At 72.8% G+C, this 21,826-nt stretch carries 20 protein-coding genes; 11 read left to right on the forward strand and 9 right to left on the reverse strand.

Annotated elements, in window-relative coordinates; all coding sequences use genetic code 11:
• The 4 genes from AOJ26_RS29985 to egtD all read left to right on the forward strand — a co-directional run.
• The coding region (locus tag AOJ26_RS29985; protein WP_053851502.1) for a glutamate-cysteine ligase family protein at positions 1 to 932 on the forward strand (932 nt) is incomplete at its 5' end.
• Positions 929 to 2,260 carry an ergothioneine biosynthesis protein EgtB gene (gene egtB, locus AOJ26_RS29990; RefSeq protein WP_053851503.1) on the forward strand — a complete coding sequence of 444 codons (1,332 nt, stop codon included), beginning with the start codon at positions 929 to 931 and terminating at the stop codon, positions 2,258 to 2,260. The genes AOJ26_RS29985 and egtB, both read left to right, overlap by 4 nt.
• Positions 2,260 to 3,033 (forward strand): ergothioneine biosynthesis protein EgtC, encoded by a 774-nt coding sequence (gene egtC / locus AOJ26_RS29995; protein WP_053851504.1) that lies wholly within the window; start codon positions 2,260 to 2,262, stop codon positions 3,031 to 3,033. The genes egtB and egtC overlap by 1 nt, the downstream gene beginning before the upstream one ends.
• On the forward strand, positions 3,030 to 3,992 hold the full coding sequence (egtD, locus tag AOJ26_RS30000; protein WP_053851505.1) for an L-histidine N(alpha)-methyltransferase: 963 nt from the start codon (positions 3,030 to 3,032) through the stop codon (positions 3,990 to 3,992). Before egtC ends, egtD begins: the two co-directional genes overlap by 4 nt.
• A gap of 43 nt (positions 3,993 to 4,035) precedes the next feature.
• Here the strand turns inward: egtD and AOJ26_RS30005 are convergent, their stop codons facing one another.
• Positions 4,036 to 5,211: a MalY/PatB family protein gene (locus AOJ26_RS30005; protein ID WP_086723983.1), complete on the reverse strand. Its 1,176-nt coding sequence runs from the start codon at positions 5,209 to 5,211 to the stop codon at positions 4,036 to 4,038.
• A gap of 91 nt (positions 5,212 to 5,302) precedes the next feature.
• Between AOJ26_RS30005 and AOJ26_RS30010 the strand changes: the two genes are divergently transcribed.
• Positions 5,303 to 5,518 carry a dodecin gene (locus AOJ26_RS30010; RefSeq protein ID WP_053851507.1) on the forward strand — a complete coding sequence of 72 codons (216 nt, stop codon included), beginning with the start codon at positions 5,303 to 5,305 and terminating at the stop codon, positions 5,516 to 5,518.
• A gap of 6 nt (positions 5,519 to 5,524) precedes the next feature.
• Here the strand turns inward: AOJ26_RS30010 and AOJ26_RS30015 are convergent, their stop codons facing one another.
• Positions 5,525 to 6,016 (reverse strand): nucleotidase, encoded by a 492-nt coding sequence (locus AOJ26_RS30015; RefSeq protein ID WP_053851508.1) that lies wholly within the window; start codon positions 6,014 to 6,016, stop codon positions 5,525 to 5,527.
• Positions 6,017 to 6,124: 108 nt separating this feature from the next.
• Here AOJ26_RS30015 and AOJ26_RS30020 point away from each other — a divergent pair, with 108 nt between their 5' ends.
• From AOJ26_RS30020 to AOJ26_RS30030, 3 genes are all read left to right on the forward strand, one after another.
• Positions 6,125 to 6,535 (forward strand): hypothetical protein, encoded by a 411-nt coding sequence (locus tag AOJ26_RS30020; protein ID WP_053851509.1) that lies wholly within the window; start codon positions 6,125 to 6,127, stop codon positions 6,533 to 6,535.
• Between the two features lie 72 nt (positions 6,536 to 6,607).
• Positions 6,608 to 6,778 carry a 50S ribosomal protein L32 gene (gene rpmF, locus AOJ26_RS30025; RefSeq protein ID WP_053851510.1) on the forward strand — a complete coding sequence of 57 codons (171 nt, stop codon included), beginning with the start codon at positions 6,608 to 6,610 and terminating at the stop codon, positions 6,776 to 6,778.
• Positions 6,779 to 6,785: 7 nt separating this feature from the next.
• A complete protein-coding gene (locus AOJ26_RS30030) occupies positions 6,786 to 7,970 on the forward strand; it encodes a GTP-binding protein (RefSeq protein ID WP_053851511.1) in 1,185 nt (394 codons plus the stop codon).
• On the opposite strand, the gene AOJ26_RS30035 is transcribed toward AOJ26_RS30030, so the two are convergent.
• A complete protein-coding gene (locus tag AOJ26_RS30035) occupies positions 7,952 to 8,623 on the reverse strand; it encodes a DNA polymerase beta superfamily protein (protein WP_078960077.1) in 672 nt (223 codons plus the stop codon). The genes AOJ26_RS30030 and AOJ26_RS30035 overlap by 19 nt on opposite strands.
• A gap of 98 nt (positions 8,624 to 8,721) precedes the next feature.
• Between AOJ26_RS30035 and AOJ26_RS30040 the strand changes: the two genes are divergently transcribed.
• Both AOJ26_RS30040 and AOJ26_RS30045 read left to right on the forward strand, forming a co-directional pair.
• Entirely contained in the window at positions 8,722 to 9,717 is a 996-nt protein-coding gene (locus AOJ26_RS30040) for an LLM class flavin-dependent oxidoreductase (RefSeq protein WP_053851513.1), read from the forward strand.
• Positions 9,718 to 9,727: 10 nt separating this feature from the next.
• Positions 9,728 to 12,076 (forward strand): ATP-binding cassette domain-containing protein, encoded by a 2,349-nt coding sequence (locus AOJ26_RS30045; RefSeq protein ID WP_053851514.1) that lies wholly within the window; start codon positions 9,728 to 9,730, stop codon positions 12,074 to 12,076.
• A 60-nt stretch (positions 12,077 to 12,136) separates the two neighbouring features.
• Here AOJ26_RS30045 and AOJ26_RS30050 read toward each other — a convergent pair whose 3' ends face one another.
• The 6 genes from AOJ26_RS30050 to AOJ26_RS30075 form a co-directional block, all read right to left on the reverse strand.
• Entirely contained in the window at positions 12,137 to 13,066 is a 930-nt protein-coding gene (locus AOJ26_RS30050) for a lysophospholipid acyltransferase family protein (RefSeq protein ID WP_063790340.1), read from the reverse strand.
• Positions 13,066 to 13,836, reverse strand: a complete 771-nt coding sequence (locus AOJ26_RS30055; RefSeq protein ID WP_053851515.1) for a GNAT family N-acetyltransferase — start codon at positions 13,834 to 13,836, stop codon at positions 13,066 to 13,068. Before AOJ26_RS30055 ends, AOJ26_RS30050 begins: the two co-directional genes overlap by 1 nt.
• A 227-nt stretch (positions 13,837 to 14,063) precedes the next feature.
• Positions 14,064 to 16,901 (reverse strand): FAD-binding and (Fe-S)-binding domain-containing protein, encoded by a 2,838-nt coding sequence (locus AOJ26_RS30060; protein ID WP_053851516.1) that lies wholly within the window; start codon positions 16,899 to 16,901, stop codon positions 14,064 to 14,066.
• 508 nt (positions 16,902 to 17,409) lie between these two features.
• Positions 17,410 to 18,159: a succinate dehydrogenase/fumarate reductase iron-sulfur subunit gene (locus tag AOJ26_RS30065; RefSeq protein WP_053851517.1), complete on the reverse strand. Its 750-nt coding sequence runs from the start codon at positions 18,157 to 18,159 to the stop codon at positions 17,410 to 17,412.
• The gene (locus AOJ26_RS30070) at positions 18,156 to 20,105 is read right to left on the reverse strand and encodes a fumarate reductase/succinate dehydrogenase flavoprotein subunit (protein ID WP_053851518.1); all 1,950 of its coding nucleotides are present in this window, start codon (positions 20,103 to 20,105) and stop codon (positions 18,156 to 18,158) included. The genes AOJ26_RS30065 and AOJ26_RS30070 overlap by 4 nt, the downstream gene beginning before the upstream one ends.
• A 2-nt stretch (positions 20,106 to 20,107) precedes the next feature.
• Positions 20,108 to 20,779, reverse strand: coding sequence for a succinate dehydrogenase (locus AOJ26_RS30075; protein WP_053851519.1), 672 nt, complete (start codon positions 20,777 to 20,779; stop codon positions 20,108 to 20,110).
• Positions 20,780 to 20,899: 120 nt separating this feature from the next.
• Between AOJ26_RS30075 and AOJ26_RS30080 the strand changes: the two genes are divergently transcribed.
• The gene (locus tag AOJ26_RS30080) at positions 20,900 to 21,787 is read left to right on the forward strand and encodes a LysR family transcriptional regulator (protein ID WP_053851520.1); all 888 of its coding nucleotides are present in this window, start codon (positions 20,900 to 20,902) and stop codon (positions 21,785 to 21,787) included.
• The last annotated feature ends 39 nt before the right edge of the window (positions 21,788 to 21,826 follow it).

Consider the following 21,826-nt stretch of genomic DNA (forward strand, 5'->3'; position numbering starts at 1 on the left):
GCCTCGTCGCCATGGCGCCCTGGCACCCGCCCCGCAGGTACCTGCGGGAACCCCGCTACGACGCCATGGAGACCTGCCTGGACCGCACCGGCCCGGCGGGCCGGGCGATGATGTGCACCTCGGCCTCCGTGCAGGTGTGCCTGGACGCGGGCCACGAGGAGCCCGGCCCGCTCGGCCTGGGACGCCGCTGGTGGCTGGCGCACCAGGTGGGTCCGGTCCTGGTGGCCGCCTTCGCCAACTCCCCGCTCGCCGGTTCCGAGCCCACCGGCTGGCTCTCGACCCGCCAGCTCCGGTGGACGGAGATCGGCAGGGACCGGGCGGGCGGCCCGTCCCTGGACACCGACCCGCGCACCGCCTGGGCCCGGCACGTCCTGGACGCGCCGGTGATGTGCATCCGGCGGGACGGCGGCCCCTGGGACGTCCCGGAGGGGCTGACCTTCCGGGAGTGGGTCAGGTCGGGGGTGCCCCGGCAGCCGACCCGGGAGGATCTCGACTACCACGTGTCGACCCTGTTCCCGCCGGTCAGGCCGCGCGGTCATCTCGAACTGCGCATGATCGACGCGCAGCCGGGCGAGGACGGCTGGATCGTCCCGCTCGCGGTGACGACGGCGCTGTTCGACGACCCGGAGGCGGCCGAGACCGCGTACCGGGTGGTGAAGCCGCTGGCCGAGCGCACCCTGTCGACGCCCGCTCCGCACAATCCGCTGTGGATCGACGCGGCCCGCGACGGCCTGGCCGACCCCGAGCTGCACGAGGCCGCGATCGCGTGCTTCTCGGCGGCCCTGGAGGCGCTGCCCCGACTGGGTGCGACACCCGAGGTCACCGCCGCTGTCGAAACGTATCTGCACCGCTATGTGATCCGGGGCCGCTGCCCCGCAGACGACCTGCTGGACCGGACGCACGGTTCGCTCGGGAAGGAAAGCCGCACATGACCGACTCCACCGCCGACCTGTCCGTCGATCCCGAGGCCTTCTGCGAGCGGGCGGTGACCACCCTGGTCACCGCCCGGGACCGCACGACACTCCTCACGAGCTGCGTCGAGGACCCCGACCTGACCGCCCAGCACTCGCCGCTGATGTCGCCGCTCGTGTGGGACCTCGCCCACATCGGCAACCAGGAGGAGCAGTGGCTGCTGCGGACCGTCGCCGGGCAGGAGGCGATACGGCCCGAGATCGACGGCATCTACGACGCCTTCGAGCACCCGCGCTCCGAACGCCCCACCCTGCCCCTGCTCTCGCCCGCCGAGTCCCGGCGCTACGCGGCGGAGGTGCGCGGACGGGTCCTGGACGTCCTGGAGGGCGCCCCCCTGCACGGGACGCGGCTCACCGAGGCCGGGTTCGCCTTCGGGATGATCGCTCAGCACGAACAGCAGCACGACGAGACCATGCTGATCACCCATCAGCTCCGCAAGGGTCCCGCCGCCCTGACCGCCCCGGACCCGGCACCGGCCCCGCTGTTCACCGGTCCGGCCGAAGTCCTCGTCCCCGGCGGCCCGTTCACCATGGGCACCTCCGACGAGCCGTGGGCGCTGGACAACGAACGCCCCGCGCACCGGCGCGAGGTGGACGCCTTCTACATCGACACGACCCCGGTGACGAACGCCGAGTACCAGGCGTTCATCGACGACGGCGGCTACGACGACGAGCGCTGGTGGACCCCGGCGGGCTGGGCGCACATCCGCGCCCACTCCATCCACGCCCCGCTGTTCTGGAAGCGCGACGGCAGGCAGTGGCTGCGCAGGCGCTTCGGCGTCACCGAGGTCGTGCCGCCCGACGAGCCGGTGGTCCACGTGTGCTGGTACGAGGCCGACGCCTACGCCCGCTGGGCCGGACGGCGGCTGCCGACCGAGGCGGAGTGGGAGAAGGCGGCCCGCCACGACCCGGCCGGCGACCGCTCGATGCGCTACCCGTGGGGCGACGCCGACCCGGCCCCCGAGCACGCCAACCTGGGCCAGCGCCATCTGCGGCCCGCCCCCGCCGGAAGCTATCCGGAGGGCGAGTCGCCGCTCGGTGTACGGCAGTTGATCGGTGACGTGTGGGAGTGGACGGCGAGCGACTTCGAGCCCTACCCGGGCTTCCAGGCGTTCCCGTACAAGGAGTACTCGGAGGTGTTCTTCGGCCCCGACCACAAGGTGCTGCGCGGCGGTTCGTTCGCCGTGGACGCGGTGGCCTGCCGGGGCACGTTCCGCAACTGGGACTACCCGATCCGGCGGCAGATCTTCTCCGGTTTCCGCACGGCCCGTTCCGCGGGGGCCGTCTGATGTGCCGTCACCTCGCCTACCTGGGCCCCGAGCAGCCGCTCGGCCGGCTCCTCGTGGAGCCGGAGCACGGTCTGTACCGGCAGTCGTGGGCACCGCGCCGGCAGCGGTACGGCACCGTCAACGCCGATGGTTTCGGGGTCGGCTGGTACGCCGAGGGCGACCGCGTCCCGGCCCGCTACCGGCGCGCCGGGCCCATCTGGGCCGACCTCTCCTTCGCGGATCTCGCCCGGGTCGTGAGAAGCACGGCGGTCCTGGCCGCCGTACGGGACGCCACCCTGGCGGGAGCCGACGCCGAGGCCGCCGCGGCGCCCTACGCCTCCGGGCCCTGGCTGTTCAGTCACAACGGCGCGGTCAGGGGCTGGCCGGACTCCCTGGCCCCGCTGACCGCCTCGCTGCCCCCGGCGGAGCTGCTGTCGATGGAGGCCCGCAACGACTCGGCGTTCGTGTGGGCCCTGGTCCTGAACCGGCTGCGCGGCGGCGACGAGCAGGGCCAGGCGTTGTCCGACACCGTCCTGGAGGTCGCGGAGGCGGCCCCCGAGTCCCGGCTCAACCTGCTGCTGACCGACGGTGGGTCCATCGCCGCGACCGCCTGGGGCGACACCCTGTGGTACCTGCAACGCCCGGGCCTCGGAACGGTCGTGGCCTCCGAGCCGTACGACGACGATCCGCACTGGCAGGAGACTCCCGACCGCACGCTGCTCACGGCGAGCCGCACCGACGTCCTGCTGACACCCCTCAAGTCCCTGGAACCACTCGAGGAGCCCCGCACGTGAGTCCGTTCCTGCTGACCCGCACCCTGCCCGAGGACGCCACCGAGGCCGCGCTGCGCGCCGATGTCCTCAAGGGCCTGACGCACACGCCCAAGACGCTGCCGCCGAAGTGGTTCTACGACGCCCACGGCAGCGAACTCTTCGAGCAGATCACCGAGTTGCCCGAGTACTACCCGACCCGCGCCGAGCGGGAGATCCTCGTCGCGCGCTCCGGCGAGATCGCCGCGGCGACCGGCGCCCGCACCCTGGTCGAGCTGGGTTCCGGCTCCTCGGAGAAGACCCGGTACCTGCTCGACGCGCTGACCGGGCTGCACACCTACGTGCCGGTCGACGTCAGCGAGAGCGCCCTGACCCAGGCCGGGCACGCCCTCATCGCCCAGCGGCCGGAGCTGAGCGTGCACGCGCTGATCGCCGACTTCACGGGCGGTCTGTCCCTGCCGGGGACGCCGGGACCGCGCCTGGTGGCCTTCCTCGGCGGCACGATCGGCAACCTGCTGCCGGCCGAGCGCGCCGCGTTCCTGTCCTCCGTCCGTTCCCTGCTCTCCCCCGGTGACGCGCTGCTGCTCGGCACGGACCTCGTCAAGGACGAGAACGTGCTGGTCAGGGCGTACGACGACGCGGCCGGGGTGACGGCCGCGTTCAACAAGAACGTCCTGACCGTCGTCAACCGCGAGCTGGGCGCCGACTTCGATCCCGGTGCCTTCGACCATGTCGCGCTGTGGGACGCCGAGAACGAGTGGATCGAGATGCGCCTGCGCTCCCGCAAGGACCAGACCGTGAAGGTCCCGGCGCTCGACCTGGCCGTCGACTTCGCGGCGGACGAGGAGTTGCACACGGAGATCTCCGCGAAGTTCCGCAAGGAGGGCGTCCGCAGCGAACTTTCCGCCGCCGGGCTGGAGTTGGCGCACTGGTGGACGGACGGCGAGGGCCGGTTCGCGCTGTCACTGAGCGTGGCCCGGTAGCGGTCGCGGAGTCGGGGGGCCGTTTCGCCCGGCCCCCCGACCCTCATTCCAGGGCGACGGCCATCCGCCGTACCGCCTCGGTGATCAGCTCGGGCGAGGTCGCGAGGTTCAGCCGGACGAATCCGGCGCCCCCGGTGCCGAACGGGATGCCGGAGTTGAGGGCGACCCGGCCGCGCTCCAGGAAGACGGCTGCCGGGTCGTCGCCCAGTCCCAGCGCACGGCAGTCCAGCCAGGCCAGGAAAGTGGACTCGGCCGGTTCGTAGCGCACGGCGGGCAGCCTCTCGGCAAGGAGTCCGGCCAACAGCCGCCGGTTGTCGTCGAGGCCGGCGAGCAGCGCGTCGAGCCAGGCGCCGCCGTCCCGCAGCGCGGCGGTGTGGGCGAGGACGCCGACGTGGCTGGGACCGTGGCCCACCTCCTCGGGAAGGCGCGCGAGGTCGTCGGCCGCGTCGGGCCCGGCGACGGCCACCGCGGCCTTCAGCCCGGCCAGGTTCCACCCCTTGGAGGCCGACATCAGCGACAGCCCGCTCCCGCCGCCGGGAACACTCAGGTAGGGCACGAACGTCGCCCCGGCCGCGACGAGCGGGGCGTGGATCTCGTCGGCCACGACCCGTACCCCGTACGTGTGCGCCAGCGCGGCCACGTCCGCCAGCTCGGCGGCGGAGTGCACGGTGCCGGTCGGGTTGTGCGGGCTGCACAGCAGGTACGCGGGCCGGCCCGCGCCCTTGCGGACCTGCCGGAAGACGTCCTCCAGGACCTCGAAGTCGATCCGCCCGTCCTCGCCGAGCGGGGCCTCGACGACCTTGCGGCCCATGTTCCCGACGAACTGGTAGAAGGGCGGGTACACGGGCGAGTTGACGACGACGGGATCCCCCTGCCCGGAGACCAGCTTGAGCATCTCGACGATGCCCAGCATCACGTCCGGGACGATCGCCGTGCGCTGCACCGCGAGCCCGTCCCAGCCCCACCGTTCGCCCGCGAAGGCGGCCAGCGCCTCTGCGTACGCGGTCCCGGACGGGTATCCGGTGTCTCCGAGCTCCACGGCGTCGCGAACGGCCCGCACGACCGGTTCGGCCAGGGGGACGTCCATCTCGGCGACCCACAGCGGGAGTACGTCCTGCGGGTAGGTGCGCCATTTCATGCTCGTACGGCGTCGGAGCTGCTCCAGGGTGAGCCGGCGCAGCGGGTTGTCGGCGGCGGGGGCTGGAATGTCGCTCGGCATACCGTCCATGGGCCCAAGATAGGCGGCGTCCGCCCCAGGCTGAACCGGTGGACGGCTCGCGCTCAGCAGCCGCCTGGGGCACGGTGGAACCATGACGAACCACACCTACCGCGTGACCGAGATCGTCGGCACCTCGCCGGACGGCGTAGACCAGGCGATCCGCAACGGCATCACCCGCGCCTCGCAGACCCTGCGCAATCTCGACTGGTTCGAGGTGACCCAAGTGCGGGGCCAGATCGAGGACGGACAGATCCAGCACTGGCAGGTGGGGCTGAAGGTCGGCTTCCGCCTCGACGAGACCGACTGACGGCCGTCAGGTCCGCCCCTCCCGCTCCTGGGCCGCCTCCAGCGTCTCGGAAGGGGCGGTCCAGTCTGCCCGTACGACGGTGAAGCCGGCCCGTCGGGCGTCCTCGCAGACCAACTCGTCGTCGTCCACCAGGACCCGGATCTCCCGGGTGCGGGCGAGCCGCTTGAGGATGTCCAGTTTGGTGCGCCGGGCGGGCCGCCGGTCGTCGTTGCGGCGCATGTGCACACTCCCTTCCGGGAGGCCCTGCGCGGTGAGCCACGCGAGTGTGTCCCGGCGGCAGCGCTCCGGCCGCCCGGTGAGGTAGACGATCTCGCACTCCTCGGCGCTCTCCAGCACCAGCGCGATGCCGTCGGGGAGCGGCGGATCCTCGGGCGCGGCCGCGAAGAAGGCGTCCCAGTCGCGCGGCCTGCGCTCCAGGAACCGCTGCCGGTGGGCCGTGTCGGCCAGGGTGTTGTCCAGGTCGAACACGGCGAGCGGGCGCTTGTCGCTGTCGGTCACGCCACCCACCCTAGCCCCGGCGATCTTCCCGCCCGCGTACGGCAGCGCCGCCGGTCCAGGAGACCCCCGGCCGAACTGCCCGATCAGTGCAGGCCGCATGCTTCTCCCATGTCTCCGACGCCCCGCACCTTCCTGACCGGCTCCGGCCCCTGCACCCTCGTCGTCTGCCGGGGCTGCTGCTGCGGCGACGCCCGCAAGCACCCCGGCACCGACCACACCTGGCAGTTGGAGCTGCTGCGGGCCGGAGCCGCCGAGCACGCCTTCCAGGTCCGTACGACCGACTGCCTGGGCCCCTGCGACCAGGCCAACGTGATCGTCGTACGCCCCTCGGCCGCCGGACGCCGGGCCGGGGGCAGGGCCGCGTGGATCGGGTTCGTCATGGACGACGAGGCCACCGAGGAGGTCGTGCGGTGGGCGGCGGCGGGCGGTCCGGGGATCGCCGAGCCGCCGCTGACCCTGGAACTGCAGTTCATCGAGCCGCCCAGGGAGGCCCGGGTGCGGTCCCGGCGCCGCCGCTAGTTGTTAATGAGATCCATTTTCATATAGCGTCCTCGGTGCCCACCCACCGAGGTCACCGAAGAGGATCCCGCCATGGCTGTCCCCAAGCGGAAGATGTCCCGCAGCAACACCCGCCACCGCCGCTCGCAGTGGAAGGCCACCACCGCCCAGCTCGTGCCGGTCACCGTCGACGGCGTCGCGCACCTGGTCCCGCAGCACCTGGTCAAGGCGTACGAGCGCGGCCTGCTGCGCCCCGAAGGCTGAGGCCCGGATGCCGTACGACCGCCGCCTGCCCGTCACCGTCCTCTCCGGCTTCCTCGGGGCGGGCAAGACGACGCTCCTCAACCATGTCCTCGCCAACCGCGAGGGTCTCAGGGTCGCCGTCATCGTCAACGACATGAGCGAGGTCAACATCGACGCGGCACTGGTGCGCGGCGGTGAGGCCGCGCTGTCGCGGACCGAGGAACGCCTGGTCGAGATGACCAACGGCTGCATCTGCTGCACCCTGCGCGACGACCTGCTGGAGGAGGTGGACCGGCTGGCCCGCGAGGACCGCTTCGACCACCTGCTCATCGAGTCGTCCGGCATCTCCGAGCCCATGCCGGTGGCCGCGACCTTCGCCTTCGCCCGCGACGACGGCGCCACCCTCGGGGACGTGGCCCGGCTCGACACCATGGTCACGGTGGTGGACGCGGCCAACTTCCTGCCCGAGCTGGAGCGGGGCGACGAACTCGCCGAGCGCGGTCTCGCACCCTTCGAGGACGACGAGCGCACGGTCAGCGATCTCCTCGTCGACCAGATCGAGTTCGCGGACGTCCTCGTCCTCAACAAGCTCGACCTCGTGGACGCGGCGGCCGCGGCCCGGCTGCGGGCGGCACTCGTACGGCTCAACCCGCTCGCCCGGATCGTCGAGGCCGAGCACGCCCGCGTGGACCTCCGACAGGTCCTCGGCACCGGCCTGTTCGACCTGGAACGAGCCCAGCAGGCGCCGGGCTGGGTCCGGGAGCTCAACGGCGAGCACGTGCCCGAGACCGAGGAGTACGGCGTCTCCTCCACCGTCTTCCGCTCCGAACTCCCCTTCCACCCCGGCCGGTTGTGGGACTTCGTCACCGAGGAGCTGGACAGCGGGGCGTACGGACGGATCCTGCGCTCGAAGGGCTTCTTCACCCTGGCCAGCCGCCCGCACGTGACCGGCCTCTGGTCACAGGCCGGTTCGGTGGCCCGCTTCGAGCCGTCGGCCGCACGGGACGCCGAGGCACCGTACGCACAGGAACTCGTCCTCATCGGAACGCGGTTGGTGCCGGACGCACTGCACCAAGCCCTCGCGGGCTGCCTGCTGGCCCCGGACGAGGAGCGCCCGCTCGTCGACCCCTTCCCCGCCTGGGAGACCCACGGCGTCGACGACACCTGCGACCACGAGACCGTTGGCACCCACGCTCACGCGGCCGTGTCGTAGAACTCCGCGCGGACGCGGCGCAGCCACGCCTCGGCCGGTGCCTCGTCGGGCCGTTCCGGGAGCGCGCTGCGGGCCTCGGCGAACGCGGTCTGGTAGTGGACGAGCAGCGACCGCGCCGAGGCCGGGTCGGCGGCGACCGCGTCCCCGAAGCGGTGGTACGCCCCGGGGTCCTCGACCCGCACGGTGAGCCGTCCGGTGGTGTACAGCTCCAGTCCCTGGTGGCAGAGCCGCTTCAGGTGCCGGGCGTGCTTGGCGGTGCGGTGATCGCCGGCGCGGCTCTCCAGTTTCCTGAACTGCTGCGTGGCGTAGCCGAGATAGGCGTCCCGGACCCGCCGGGCGCTCAGGAACGACCCGCGGATGGCGATGAGTTCGTCGCCGAGCGGGGTGCGCACCTCGTACAGCTCGTCCGGCAGCCACACCAGCTCCATGACGGTCGGGTTGCCGCCGAGGGCGAGCCGGCACCACTTCGCCGCCTCGTGCAGGGTACGGTCCGGGGCCGTGGTGACGTGCGACTGCGCCGGCGTGCGCAGGCCGAGCAGGGTCTCGGTGGGCGCGGCGAACATGCCGAGCCGGTCCACGTCGGAGCCCTCGCGGGCGAGTCCGTACGCGGTCGAGCCGACGATGCCGGAGAGCAGGATGTTCTGAACGGTCACCCGGCCCATTGTGCTGACCTGCGGCGATCGCGGTCATCCGGTTTTCCCGCCGGTCCGGGTGCCGGGAATACCGCGTCCGGTCAGGCGTTGAACCCGGTGTGAGTGCCCTGACCGCCGCCCGCTTCTCCGTCCTCGACCGCTCCCGCACCCGCGAGGGCGGCACGAACGCGCAGGCGCTCCAGGACACCGTCGGCCTGGCGCGGGAGCTGGAAGGGCTCGGCTACCACCGTTTCTGGGTCTCGGAGCACCACGGTGTGCCGGGAGTCGCGGGCTCCGCGCCGACGGTGCTCGCGGCCGCCGTGGCCGCCGCCACGGACACGATCCGCGTCGGCACCGGCGGTGTCATGCTGCCGAACCATCAACCCCTGGTCGTCGCGGAGCAGTTCGGGGTGCTGGAGTCCCTGTTCCCCGGCCGGATCGACATGGGCCTGGGTCGTTCGGTCGGCTTCACCGACGGCGTGCGCAGGGCGCTGGGGCGGGGCAAGGACGACGCCGACGACTTCGCCGGACAGCTGGAGGAGCTGCTGGGCTGGTTCCGCGGCACCTCCCCCACCGGGGTGCACGCCCGGCCGGCCGAGGGTCTGACGGTGCCGCCCTTCGTGCTGGCCATGGGCGAGGGTGCCGCGATCGCGGCCCGCGCGGGCCTGCCGATGGTCATCGGCGACCTCAGGAACCGCGAGAGGATGCAGCGGGGCATCGACCACTACCGCGAGCACTTCCGGCCCTCCGACTGGGCGCGGGAGCCGTACGTCGTGATCTCCGGGACGGTCGCGGTGGCCGCCACTCCCGAGGAGGCGCGACGCCTGCTGATCCCCGAGGCCTGGTCGATGGCGCACTCCCGCACCCACGGCACGTTCCCTCCGCTGCCGCCCGTCGAGCGCGTCGAGACGCTCCCCATGACGGCCAAGGAGCGGAACTTCTACGAGGCCGGGCTCACCGGGCACATCGCGGGCACCGAGGAGCAGGTCGCCCACGAGCTGGAGACGGTCCTGAAGGAGACCGGGGCGCAGGAGGTGCTGGTCACCACCAGTACGTACGACCGCGGGGCCTTGCTGGACTCCTACCGGCGGCTGGCGGCGATCACCTCCGGTTAGAGTCGTTCCCATGCCCGGCCCCCACACCCCCCACGACCCGTACGTCCGCGTCCGCGGTGCCCGTGAGCACAACCTCAAGGGAGTGGACGTCGACGTGCCACGGGACGTGCTGGCCGTGTTCACGGGGGTGTCCGGGTCCGGGAAGTCGTCCCTGGCGTTCGGGACGATCTACGCGGAGGCCCAGCGGCGGTACTTCGAGTCGGTGGCGCCGTACGCGCGCCGGCTGATCCACCAGGTGGGGGCGCCGAAGGTCGGGGAGATCACTGGGCTGCCGCCCGCGGTCTCACTCGAACAGCGGCGTTCGGCGCCGACGTCCCGTTCGTCCGTCGGCACGGTCACCAACCTCTCGAACTCGCTGCGGATGCTGTTCTCCCGGGCCGGCGACTACCCGCCGGGCGCCGAACGGCTCGACTCGGACTCCTTCTCCCCCAACACGGCCGTCGGCGCCTGCCCGGAGTGCCACGGCCTGGGCCGGGTTCACGGTACGACCGAGCAGTCACTGGTGCCCGACCCGTCGCTGTCGATCCGGGAGGGCGCCATCGCGGCGTGGCCCGGCGCCTGGCAGGGCAAGAACCTGCGGGACATCCTCGACGCGCTCGGACACGACGTGGACCGGCCGTGGCGTGAGCTGCCCGCCGCGGAGCGGGAGTGGATCCTGTTCACCGACGAGCAGCCGGTGGTCACCGTGCACCCGGTGCGGGACGCGGACCGTATCCAACGCCCCTACCAGGGCACGTACATGAGCGCCCGCCGCTATGTCCTCAAGACGTTCGCGGACTCCAGGAGCCAGACGCTGAGGGCGAAGGCGGAACGGTTCCTGGTCTCCGCCCCCTGCCCGGCCTGCGGCGGCAGCAGACTGCGTCCGGAGGCCATGGCGGTCACCTTCGCGGGCCGCACGATCGCCGAGCTCGCGGCCCTGCCGCTGACCGGGCTGGCCGCCGTACTGGACGGTCGCGGCGAGACCGCGCGCGTCCTCACCGAGGACCTCAAGTCCCGGATCGCGCCCGTCGTGGAGCTCGGCCTCGGCTATCTGAGCCTGGACCGCGCGACCCCCACCCTGTCCGCGGGCGAACTGCAACGACTGCGCCTGGCCACCCAGTTGCGGTCCGGGCTGTTCGGTGTGGTGTACGTCCTCGACGAACCCTCCGCCGGACTGCACCCCGCGGACACCGAGGCCCTGCTCACCGTGCTGGCGCGCCTGAAGGCCGCCGGCAACTCGGTGTTCGTGGTGGAGCACCACCTGGACGTCATGCGGGGCGCGGACTGGCTGGTGGACGTCGGGCCGGGGGCCGGGGAGCACGGCGGGCGGGTGCTGCACAGCGGGCCGGTCGCGGAGCTCGCGCAGGTCGAGGAGTCGGCCACCGCCCGTTTCCTGTTCGACCGCACCCCCGCCGGGGAGCGTGAAGTGCGGTCGCCTCGCGGATGGTTGAAGGTCGGTCCGGTCCACCGGCACAACCTGCGCGGGGTGACGGCCGCGTTCCCGCTAGGTGTGTTCACCGCGGTGACCGGGGTGTCGGGCTCGGGCAAGTCCACCCTGGTCGGCGAGATCACTGCGGAGTCGGCGGGAGCGGACCGTCTGGTCTGCGTCGACCAGAAGCCGATCGGCCGCACCCCGCGCTCCAACCTGGCCACCTACACGGGCCTGTTCGACGTCGTGCGCAAGGTCTTCGCCGGCACCGACGAGGCGCGCGAGCGGGGCTACGGAGCGGGGCGGTTCTCCTTCAACGTGGCCGGCGGGCGCTGCGAGACCTGCCAGGGCGAGGGGTTCGTCAGCGTCGAACTGCTCTTCCTGCCCAGCACCTACGCGCCCTGCCCGGACTGCGGCGGGGCCCGCTACAACCCCGCGACGCTCGAAGTGACGTACCGGGGACGGAACATCGCCCAGGTGCTCGACCTGACGGTGGAGTCGGCGGCGGACTTCTTCGCCGACACCCCGTCGGCGGCCCGCAGCCTCACCACCCTCCTAGACGTCGGCCTCGGCTACCTCCGCCTCGGCCAGCCCGCGACCGAGCTCTCCGGCGGCGAGGCTCAGCGCATCAAGCTCGCGAACGAACTCCAGCGCGCCCGCCACGCCCACACCCTGTATCTCCTCGACGAACCCACCACCGGTCTCCACCCGGCCGACGTCGAGGTCCTCATGCGCCAGCTGCACGGTCTGGTGGACGCCGGGCACACCGTGGTCGTCGTCGAGCACGACATGGCGGTGGTGGCGGGCGCGGACTGGGTGATCGACCTGGGGCCGGGCGGCGGCGACGCGGGCGGCCGGATCGTGGCGGCAGGCGTGCCGCAGGAGGTGGCCGGGGCGGACGCGGGCGCCACGGCTCGGTACCTGGCACGGGCGCTGGGCACGGGCGCCTGACCCGGGCGGTCCCGGAGCCGCCGGCACCTTGGGAGCGGCGGGTACGGCTCCGGTGCGGCCCTACCCCGCGCGCACTCCGGATGCGGGGGTTCGGCTCCGCAGGCTCGGCACCGGTCGGCGCTCCGGCACGACCGCCGGGCGCCTGACGCCGCCGGTGCCGGTGACGGGGGCGGCCGTGAGCGCCGGGGCCGTGTGCTCACCGGCCCGGCCCGGGCACGCGTGCGACTGTGCCGCCCGGGCCAGGGAGCGACGGTCGGGATGGCTGCCCGGGAGGATCGGCGCCGGGACCTCCACCTCGGCCGTCAGTCCGCGGGCCGACACCACCCGCCACACCGAGGTGAGCAGGGAGTCGTCCCCGACGAAGGCGGGGACCGTGCTGGCTCCGCCGTCCGCGAGCCGGTAGCGCAGGCGCACCGGCTGGACGGGCACCCCGGCGTCCAGGGCCGCCTGGAACACCGCGCGACGGAACCGGCCCTGGGCGCGGCCGCACCACGTGCTGCCCTCGGGGAAGACGGCGACCGCGGCGCCCCCGCGCAGCGCGTCCGCGATCCGGGCGACCGTGTCCGGCAGGGCGCGCAGCCGGTCGCGTTCGATGAACAGCGCGCCGCTGCCGGCCGTCAGTCGGCCGGCCACGGGCCACCGGCGGATCTCGGACTTGGCGAGCATCCGGGCGGGACGCACGGCGGCGAGCAGCGGGATGTCGAGCCAGGAGATGTGGTTGGCGACCAGCAGCACCCCGCCGGCGGGCGCGGGCGCGAGGGTGCCGGACAGCCGGATCCGGACCCCCGAGGCCCGCACCACCGCCCGGCACCACCGCCTGACCACGTGGGCCGGGAGCGACCGGCCGACCGGCAGCAGCGCGATCCCCGCCAGCAGCACCGCGGTGACCGCGAGGAGCCGCAGCACGGCACGGGGTACGACCGTGACGGACCCCGTCCGCTCCAGGCACGTCCCCGGGGTGCAGGGCGCGCTGGGCAGCCAGGCGCTCATCAGGCCGGGACGAGCGAGAGGAAGTGCCGCAGATAGCGGGCGTTGACCTGGCGCATCGACAGCAGCACGTACATGTCGGCGACCCCGAAGTCCGGGTCGTGGGCGGGCTGTCCGCAGACCCATGCGCCGAGGCGCAGGTAGCCGCGCAGCAGCGGGGGCAGCTCGGTGCGGGCGGCGGGCGTGCCCTCCGCGGGCTCCCACGGCAGCAGGGGCCGTACCCGGAACTCCTCCGGTGCCAGGTACTTGGTGCGCACCCGGTCCCAGGCGCCGGCCGCGAGCGCGCCGCCGTCGGCGAGCGGGATCGAGCAGCAGCCGGCCAGCCAGTCGTGGCCACGGTCCACCATGTAGCGGGCGATCCCGGCCCAGATGAGGCCGATGACGGCCCCGTCCCGGTGGTCGGGGTGCACACAGGAGCGGCCGACCTCGACGAGGCCGGGGCGGATCGCGTCGAGCGGCGCGAGGTCGAACTCCCCCTCCGAGTACAGGCGTCCGGCCACCGCGGCGCGCTCCGGGGGCAGCAGCCGGTAGGTGCCGACGACCTGGCCGGTGACCGTGTCGCGGACGAGCAGGTGGTCGCAGTAGGCGTCGAACCCGTCGATGTCGAGGCCGGGTTCCGGCGAGGCCAGGAGGGCGCCCATCTCCCCGGCGAACACGTCGTGCCGCAGCCGCTGCGCGGCCCGTACGTCGTCCTCGTCGCGGGCGAGGGTGACGGTGTAGCGGGTGGGGGCGACGCTCTGCGCGGGTGGGTCGAGGGTGGAAACGCCGGTCATGGCACTCTCCAGGTCACGGGCGGAGGCGGCGAGCGGTGCCGCTGTCCCTGTTCTCCCGACACCGGTTGGCGTGTACGTGACCGGTGACGGGAGTGCGGATGTGGGGAGGCTGAACGGCTCGGGCAAGGTGTCCGGGGCGTCCCGCTCCGCCGACCGGGCGGTGTCCCGCCGGTGACCGGAGAGGTCCGGGGGGCCGGCTGCCGCACCGTCCGGGCGGCCGTCGGTCCTCACGGCCGTTCGGCCGTACCGCGGCGCAGGGCCTCGGCGACGACCTGCACGAGGTGGCGGCTGTCGAGGCCGGCGAGGTCACGCACCTGGGTGCGGCAGGAGAACCCGTCGGCGAGGATGCGGCGCCCGGGGCTCGCGGCCGCCCTGGCGAGGATGCCGTCCCGGGCGATCTTCGCGGAGACCTCGTAGTGGCCCTTCTCCATGCCGAAGTTCCCGGCGAGGCCGCAGCATCCGGCCGAGATCTCGACATCGCAGCCCATGGCTTCGAGGAGGGCCCGGTCGGCGTCGTAGCCCATGACGGCGTGGTGGTGGCAGTGGGGCTGGACGAGGAGTTCCTCGGCCGCTCGTGGTGGAGTCCAGCCGAGGGAGGTGAGGAACTCGGCGACGGTTCTGACCGAGCGGGAGAGCTCCGCGGCGCGCGGGTCGTCGGCGAGGAGTTCCATGAGGTCGGAGCGGAGCGTGGCGGTGCAGCTCGGTTCGATGCCGACGACCGTCCTGCCGTTCCTGACGTGCGGGAGCAGGAGGTCGACGGTCCTGCGCAGCCTGGCTTTGGCGGCGGTGAGCTGGCCGGTGGAGACGAGGGTCAGTCCGCAGCAGGCGCCGGGTGCGGCGATCTCGACGTCGCAGCCGGCGGCGGCGAGGACGTCCAGGGCGTCCCGGGGGATGTCCGGACTGAGGGCGTCGGAGAAGGAGTCGACCCACAGGAGGACCTTGGGACCGCCGGTCGGCGCTCCGACGGTCCCCGACGGCCGGCTCCGGCGGAACGGCCTTCGCGGCAGCGTGGGCAGCGAACGGCGGGGGTCGGCCCCCATCGTCGCCGTCATCGCCCTGCGGAGCAGCGGGACGCGGCCGGCGAGGTTGACGAGCGGGGCCAGTGGGGCGGCGAGCCTGAGCCACTGCGGGAGCCGGCCGAGCGTGTAGTGGCTGAGCGGCCGCAGCCGGCCCTTGTACGTCCGGTGGAGGGTCTCCGACTTGAACGTGGCCATGTCGATGCCGGTCGGGCAGTCGCTTGCGCAGGCTTTGCAGCTCAGGCACAGGTCGAGGGCGTCGTGGAGCTCGGGAGAGCGCCAACCGGCCGTGACGACACCGCCGTTGAGCATTTCCTGGAGCATCCGGGCGCGGCCTCGCGTGGAGTCCTTCTCCTCTCGGGTGGCGAGGAAGGACGGGCACATGAAATCGCCCTGCGCGCGCAGGTCGGCCCGGCACTTGCCCACTCCGACGCACCGGTGGACGGCGTCGGTGATGTCTCCGCCGTCGTGTGCGAAGGCGAAGCCGTCGGTGGCCCGGAGCCGGCGGGCCCGCGGGCGGCGCAGGTCGGCGTCGAGCGGGGCCGGTCGGACGACGACGCCGGGGTTCATGAGGTCCTCGGGGTCCAGGAGGGCCTTGAAGTCCGCCATGGCGCGCAAGGCCTCGGGACCGTACATGGTGGGCAGGAGCTCGGAGCGGGCCCGCCCGTCCCCGTGCTCGCCGGAGAGGGAACCGCCGTGCGCGGCGGCCAGGGCGGCGGCGCGTTCGAGGAACCTGCGCATGGGCGCGCCCCCGGCGTGCAGCGGGAAGTCGACGCGGAGGTGGACGCACCCGTCGCCGAAGTGGCCGTAGGCGAGGCCGGAGACGTGCTCCTCGGCCATGAGGGCGTCGAGCCCGCGCAGGTAGTCACCGAGCCGTTCCGGGGGGACGGCGGAGTCCTCCCAGCCGGGCCAGGCCTGCTTGCCGTCGGCGGTGCGTCCGGCCAGCCCCGCGCCGTCGGCGCGGATCTGCCAGAGCCTGGTCGCCTCGGGGCCCGCGGGCAGCACGACGGCGTCGCCGCAGCCGGAGGCGGCGACGAGTTCCCTGGCCGCCTCGACGGCCTCTGCCGATCCGGCACCGCCGACCTCCGCGATCAGCCAGCCCCCGCCCGCGGGCAGGGTGGGCACACCGGCGCTGCCGTGCGCCCGGCGGACCACGTCGACGAGCTGGGCGTCCAGGCCCTCCAGGGCGAGCGGCTCGAAGGGCAGGAGATGCGGTACGTCGTCGGCGGCCGCCGCCATGTCGCGGTACCCGAGGACGGCCAGGGCCGGTGCGGGCGCCCTGGGCACCAGTGCGACCACCGCTTCGAGGAGGATGCCGCACGTGCCCTCGGTGCCGGTGAGGGCGGCCGCGAGGTTGTGTCCGTTCTCCGGGAGCAGGTGTTCCAGGGAGTAACCGGAGATCTGGCGTCCGAAGCGGCCGAACTCGGTGCGCAGGACGGCCAGGTTCGCCGCGACGAAGGAGTCCAGGCCGGGCACCGCCGCGAGCGCGTCCCGGCCCGATCCGGCCGTGACCACCTCGCCGTCGCCGGTCAGCCAGGTCAGGGACACCACGTTGTCGGCCGTGCGCCCGTAGGACAGGCCGTGCGGTCCGCAGGCGTTGTTGCCGATCATCCCGCCGATCGTGCACCGGGTGGCGGTGGACGGATCGGGGCCGAACCGCAGTCCGTGGGGCAGGGCGGCCTGCTGGAGGGTGCTCAGAATCGCTCCGGGCTGGACCACGGCCGTCGCGGAGCCGGGGTCGACGGACAGGACGCGGTTCAGGTGACGGGTGAAGTCGATCACGAGCCCGGGGCCCACGGCGTTGCCCGCGCAGGAGGTGCCTCCGCCCCGGACGGTGACGGGGACCCCGTGGGCGCGGGCGATGCCGACGGCGGTGATCACGTCGTCCGTCGACCTGGGGGTGAGCACGCACCGGGGGACGATCCGGTAGTTCGAGGCGTCGGTCGAGTAGAGCGCCCTGGTCGCGGACGAGCCGTCGACGAGGTCGCCGAACCGGGCGCGCAGGGCGTCCAGGAACGTCTCGGTGGGGGTCGTCGGATCGTCAGCCATGGTCGCGTCCCCATCGTACGGTTCGAAGGGGCCGTACGCGGAGGGAGGCTCGGGGCTGTCGGGCTCCCCCGCTTCGGGAGGCGAGGACCGGACGCGGCCCTGCCGCCCGGGCCACGGCGGCCGGGGTCGTCCCGGGCTGGTGCGGGCGCTCATCGGCGCTCCTCGCCGCTGCCGTGCACGGCGATCGGGTCGAGCACGAGGGCGGCGTCCCCGGCCGTGGGACGTCCGCGGCCGGCACCGGGGCGGCGCGGTCCGGGCGGCCGTCCAGGTGCCTTCCGGGGCAGGCGACCGGATTCCGGCGACGGGAGCGGGCCACGGGGAACCACCCGACCCGGCCGACCGCATTTCTGCATCGGCCGCGAGGCCCCCGCCCGTCCCGTCGGACTGAACATGCGGCCGACAACGGGCCGCGAGCCCACCACGCCCCCTCCGTCGGACAACCGTGATGGGGCCGGACCTGAGCACCACGTCCGACCCCACCCGTCCGCACCTTGTCGGCGAACGTCTCTCAGCGCTTGGCGACCTTCCGGGTCGCCCGCAGCCACTCCCTGTTCATGCTGGTGATGGAGACCAGCGGGATCCCCTTCGGGCAGGCCGTCGCGCACTCGCCCGTCAGCGTGCAGCCGCCGAAGCCCTCCTCGTCCATCTGCTCCACCATGTCGAGGACCCGGGTCTCCCGCTCCGGCGCCCCCTGCGGCAGCACGTTCAGATGGTTGACCTTGGCCGAGGTGAACAGCATGGCCGCCCCGTTGGGGCACGCGGCCACGCACGCCCCGCAGCCGATGCACTCCGCGTGCTCGAAGGCGAGGTCGGCGTCCGGCTTGGGCACCGGCGTGGCGTGGGCCTCGGGAGCCGATCCGGTGGGGGCCGTGATGTACCCGCCGGCCTGGATGATCCGGTCGAGGGCCGACCGGTCCACGACCAGGTCCTTGATCACCGGGAACGCGGACGCCCGCCACGGCTCGACGTCGATCGTGTCGCCGTCCGAGAAGGACCGCATGTGCAGTTGGCAGGTGGTCGTCCGCTCGGGTCCGTGCGCGTCGCCGTTGATGACGAGCGAGCAGGCGCCGCAGATGCCCTCGCGGCAGTCGTGGTCGAAGGCGACGGGGTCCTCACCGCGCAGGATGAGCTCCTCGTTGAGGGTGTCCAGCATCTCCAGGAAGGACATGTCGGACGAGATGCCGTCCACCTCGTACGTGGACATCGCTCCGTCGGCGTCGGCGTTCTTCTGCCGCCAGACGCGCAGGGTGAGCTTCATGCGTAGCTCCGCTGGGTGGGGTGGACGTACTCGAAGACCAGGTCTTCCCTGTGCAGGACGGGCGCCTCGCCGGTGCCGGTGAACTCCCAGGCCGCCGCGTAGGCGAACTCCTCGTCGTTGCGGGCCGCTTCACCGTCCGGGGTCTGGGACTCCTCGCGGAAGTGGCCGCCGCAGGACTCGGCGCGGTGCAGCGCGTCGAGGCACATCAGCTCGGCGAGCTCCAGGTAGTCGACGACCCGGTTGGCCTTCTCCAGGGACTGGTTGAACTCCTCGCCGGTGCCGGGGACCTTGATGCGCCGCCAGAACTCCTCGCGGATCTGCGGGATGCGCTCCAGCGCCTTGCGCAGTCCCGAGTCGGTGCGGGCCATCCCGCAGAACTCCCACATGAGTTCGCCGACCTCGCGGTGGAAGGAGTCCGGGGTGCGGTCGCCGTCGACGGCGAGGAGCAGGTGGAGCCGGTCCTCGGTCTCGGCCAGCACCTCCTGGACCACGGGGTGGTCGTCGGTCACCGCGTCCTGGTGCGGATTGCGGGCGAGGTAGTCGTTGATGGTGGCCGGCAGCACGAAGTAGCCGTCGGCGAGACCCTGCATCAGCGCGGAGGCACCGAGCCGGTTGGCCCCGTGGTCGGAGAAGTTGGCCTCGCCGATCGCGAACAGGCCGGGGATCGTGGTCTGGAGGTCGTAGTCGACCCACAGGCCGCCCATCGTGTAGTGCACGGCCGGGTAGATCCGCATCGGCACCTCGTACGGATCCTCGTCGGTGATCCGCTGGTACATGTCGAAGAGGTTGCCGTACTTGGCCTCGACGGCCTTGCGTCCCATGCGCTCGATGGCGTCGGCGAAGTCCAGGTAGACGCCCTGTCCGCCCGGCCCCACTCCCCTGCCCTCGTCGCAGACGTTCTTCGCGGCGCGGGAGGCGATGTCGCGCGGGACCAGGTTGCCGAAGGAGGGGTAGATGCGCTCCAGGTAGTAGTCGCGCTCGTCCTCGGGGATCTTGTTCGGCGGCCGGTCGTCGCCCTTGGCCTTGGGCACCCAGATCCGGCCGTCGTTGCGCAGCGACTCGCTCATCAGCGTCAGCTTGGACTGGTGGTCGCCGGTGCGCGGGATGCAGGTCGGATGGATCTGTGTGAAGCAGGGGTTGGCGAAGAGGGCTCCGCGGCGATGGGCCCGCCAGACGGCCGTGGCGTTGGAGTTCATGGCGTTCGTCGACAGGTAGAAGACGTTGCCGTAGCCACCGGAGGCCAGCACCACCGCGTCCGCGAAGTAGGTGCTGATGCGCCCGGTGACGAGATCCCGGGCCACGATCCCCCGGGCCCGCCCGTCCACGACGATCAGGTCGAGCATCTCGGTGCGCGCGTGCATCTCGATGTTCCCGGCGGCGATCTGCCTGCTGAGGGCCTGGTAGGCGCCGAGCAGGAGCTGCTGGCCCGTCTGGCCGCGGGCGTAGAAGGTCCGGGAGACCTGCACCCCGCCGAAGGAGCGGGTGTCGAGCAGGCCGCCGTACTCGCGTGCGAAGGGCACGCCCTGCGCCACGCACTGGTCGATGATCTCGACCGAGATCTGCGCCAGGCGGTGCACGTTGGACTCGCGCGCCCTGAAGTCACCGCCCTTGACGGTGTCGTAGAACAGCCGGTGGATCGAGTCGCCGTCGTTGCGGTAGTTCTTGGCCGCGTTGATGCCGCCCTGCGCGGCGATGGAGTGGGCGCGGCGCGGGGAGTCCTGGTAGCAGAACTGGACGACGTGGTAGCCCTGTTCGGCGAGGGTGGCGCCCGCGGAGCCGCCCGCGAGACCCGTGCCGACCACGATCACCGTGTGCTTGCGCCGGTTGGCGGGGTTGACCAGCTTCGCCTCGAAACGGCGCTTGTCCCAGCGTTCGTTGACGGGCCCTTGCGGGGCCTTGGTGTCGACGACCGGTTCACCGGTCGTGTAGTCCGCGTAGGAAGTCATGTTCAGCTCACCACTCCGGTCATGACACCCACGGGCACGGCGACGAAGCCGGCCGTGAGCAGCAGTGCGAGGACGTTCGCGACGGCCTTGAGGGCACGGTCGCGGGTGCGGCTGCCGACGCCGAGGGTCTGCGCGGCGCTCCAGAAGCCGTGCCGGACGTGCAGGCCGAGGGCGAGCATCGCGACGATGTAGACGACGTTGCCGTACCAGGTGGAGAAGGTGTCCACGACGTTCTGGTAGGGCCGGCCCTCCTGGAAGCCGCCGGGGTGCGCGGTGCCGGTCGTCAGGTCGAGGACGTGCCACACGATGAACAGGCCGAGGGTGATCCCGCCCCAGCGCATGGTCCGGGTCGCGTAGCTCGCCCGCGGCTTCCTGTGGACGTACTTGCTCGGCCGCGCCCGGATGTCCCGGCGGCTGAGCTGGTAGGCCGAGGTGGCGTGCGCGACGACGGCGAGGACCAGCACGATCCGGATGAGCCAGAGCGTCCACTCGTAGTGCATGAACGGTTCGCCCACCGTGCGCAGCCAGTGCGCGTAGTGGTTGAACTCGCCCGGCCCGAAGAAGATCTTCAGGTTGCCGATCATGTGGACGACCAGGTAGAGCAGCATGATCAGGCCGCTGACGGCCATCACGGTCTTCTTGCCGACGGAGCTGTCCCACACGGTGCGTGCCATGGACGGCCGTCGGTCCGTCCGCGTTGCCAGAGCCATGACTCAAGACGCTAGAGCCGGAAGACCCGATCGGTCCAAGACATGGTCCGGCTTGATTCCATAGGCAGCAGCTATCGTACGAGGATGCAGTTCCAGCAGCTCCAGTACTTCGTGGCGGTCGCCGAGACCCGGCACTTCACGCGCGCGGCCGAGGCGGTCCACGTCGCCCAGCCCTCCTTGTCGCAGCAGATCAGGGCCCTGGAGCGGGAGCTCGGGGCGGACCTGTTCCTGCGGGCCCGCGGCAACATCACCCTCACCGACGCGGGCGAGGCCCTGCTGCCGCTGGCCCGCCGCATCCTCGCCGACGCGGACACGGCCCGGCACGAGGTGCAGGAGCTGGTGCAGCTGCGCGGCGGCCGGGTCCGGCTCGGCGCCACCCCGAGCCTGTGCACGGGCCTGCTCCCGGACGTGCTGCGCGCCTTCCACGACCGCTATCCCGGCATCCGGCTGATGATCGAGGAGGGCGGCTCCCACGACCTCGTACGGCTGCTCGCGCGCGGCGCCCTGGACCTGGCCCTGGTGGTGCTCCCGCTGCCGTCGCCCTCCCCGGCGCTGACGACGGTGGAGCTGCTGCGCGAGGACCTCGTGGTCGTGTCGTCGCCGGACGCGCCCGCGCCCGGTGGGACGGGCCGCCGTACCGTGCGCGTCGCCGACCTGGAGAGCGAGCCGCTCGTGATGTTCCGGCACGGCTACGACCTGCGTGAACTGACCGTGGCCGCGTGCCGTGCCGAGGGCTTCGAGCCGGACTTCGCGGTCGAGGGCGGGGAGATGGACGCGGTCCTCGGCTTCGTGCGGGCCGGCCTGGGTGTGGCCGTCGTGCCACGCATGGTCGCCACGCGGTCCGGGCGGGGGCTGCGGGTCACCCCGCTCGCCCGGCCCGGACTGCACCGGACGATCGCGCTGGCCCACCGCAGCGACGTCGCTCCGCCGCGGGCGGCACGGGAGTTGCAGCGGATGCTGCTGGAGCGCTGAGCGGCCGTAGCATGAGGTGCCTCTCCGACGGGGGCGCAC

The organism is Streptomyces sp. NRRL B-24085 (assembly GCF_001282115.1).
In the GTDB taxonomy this organism is placed as follows: Bacteria; Actinomycetota; Actinomycetes; order Streptomycetales; family Streptomycetaceae; genus Streptomyces.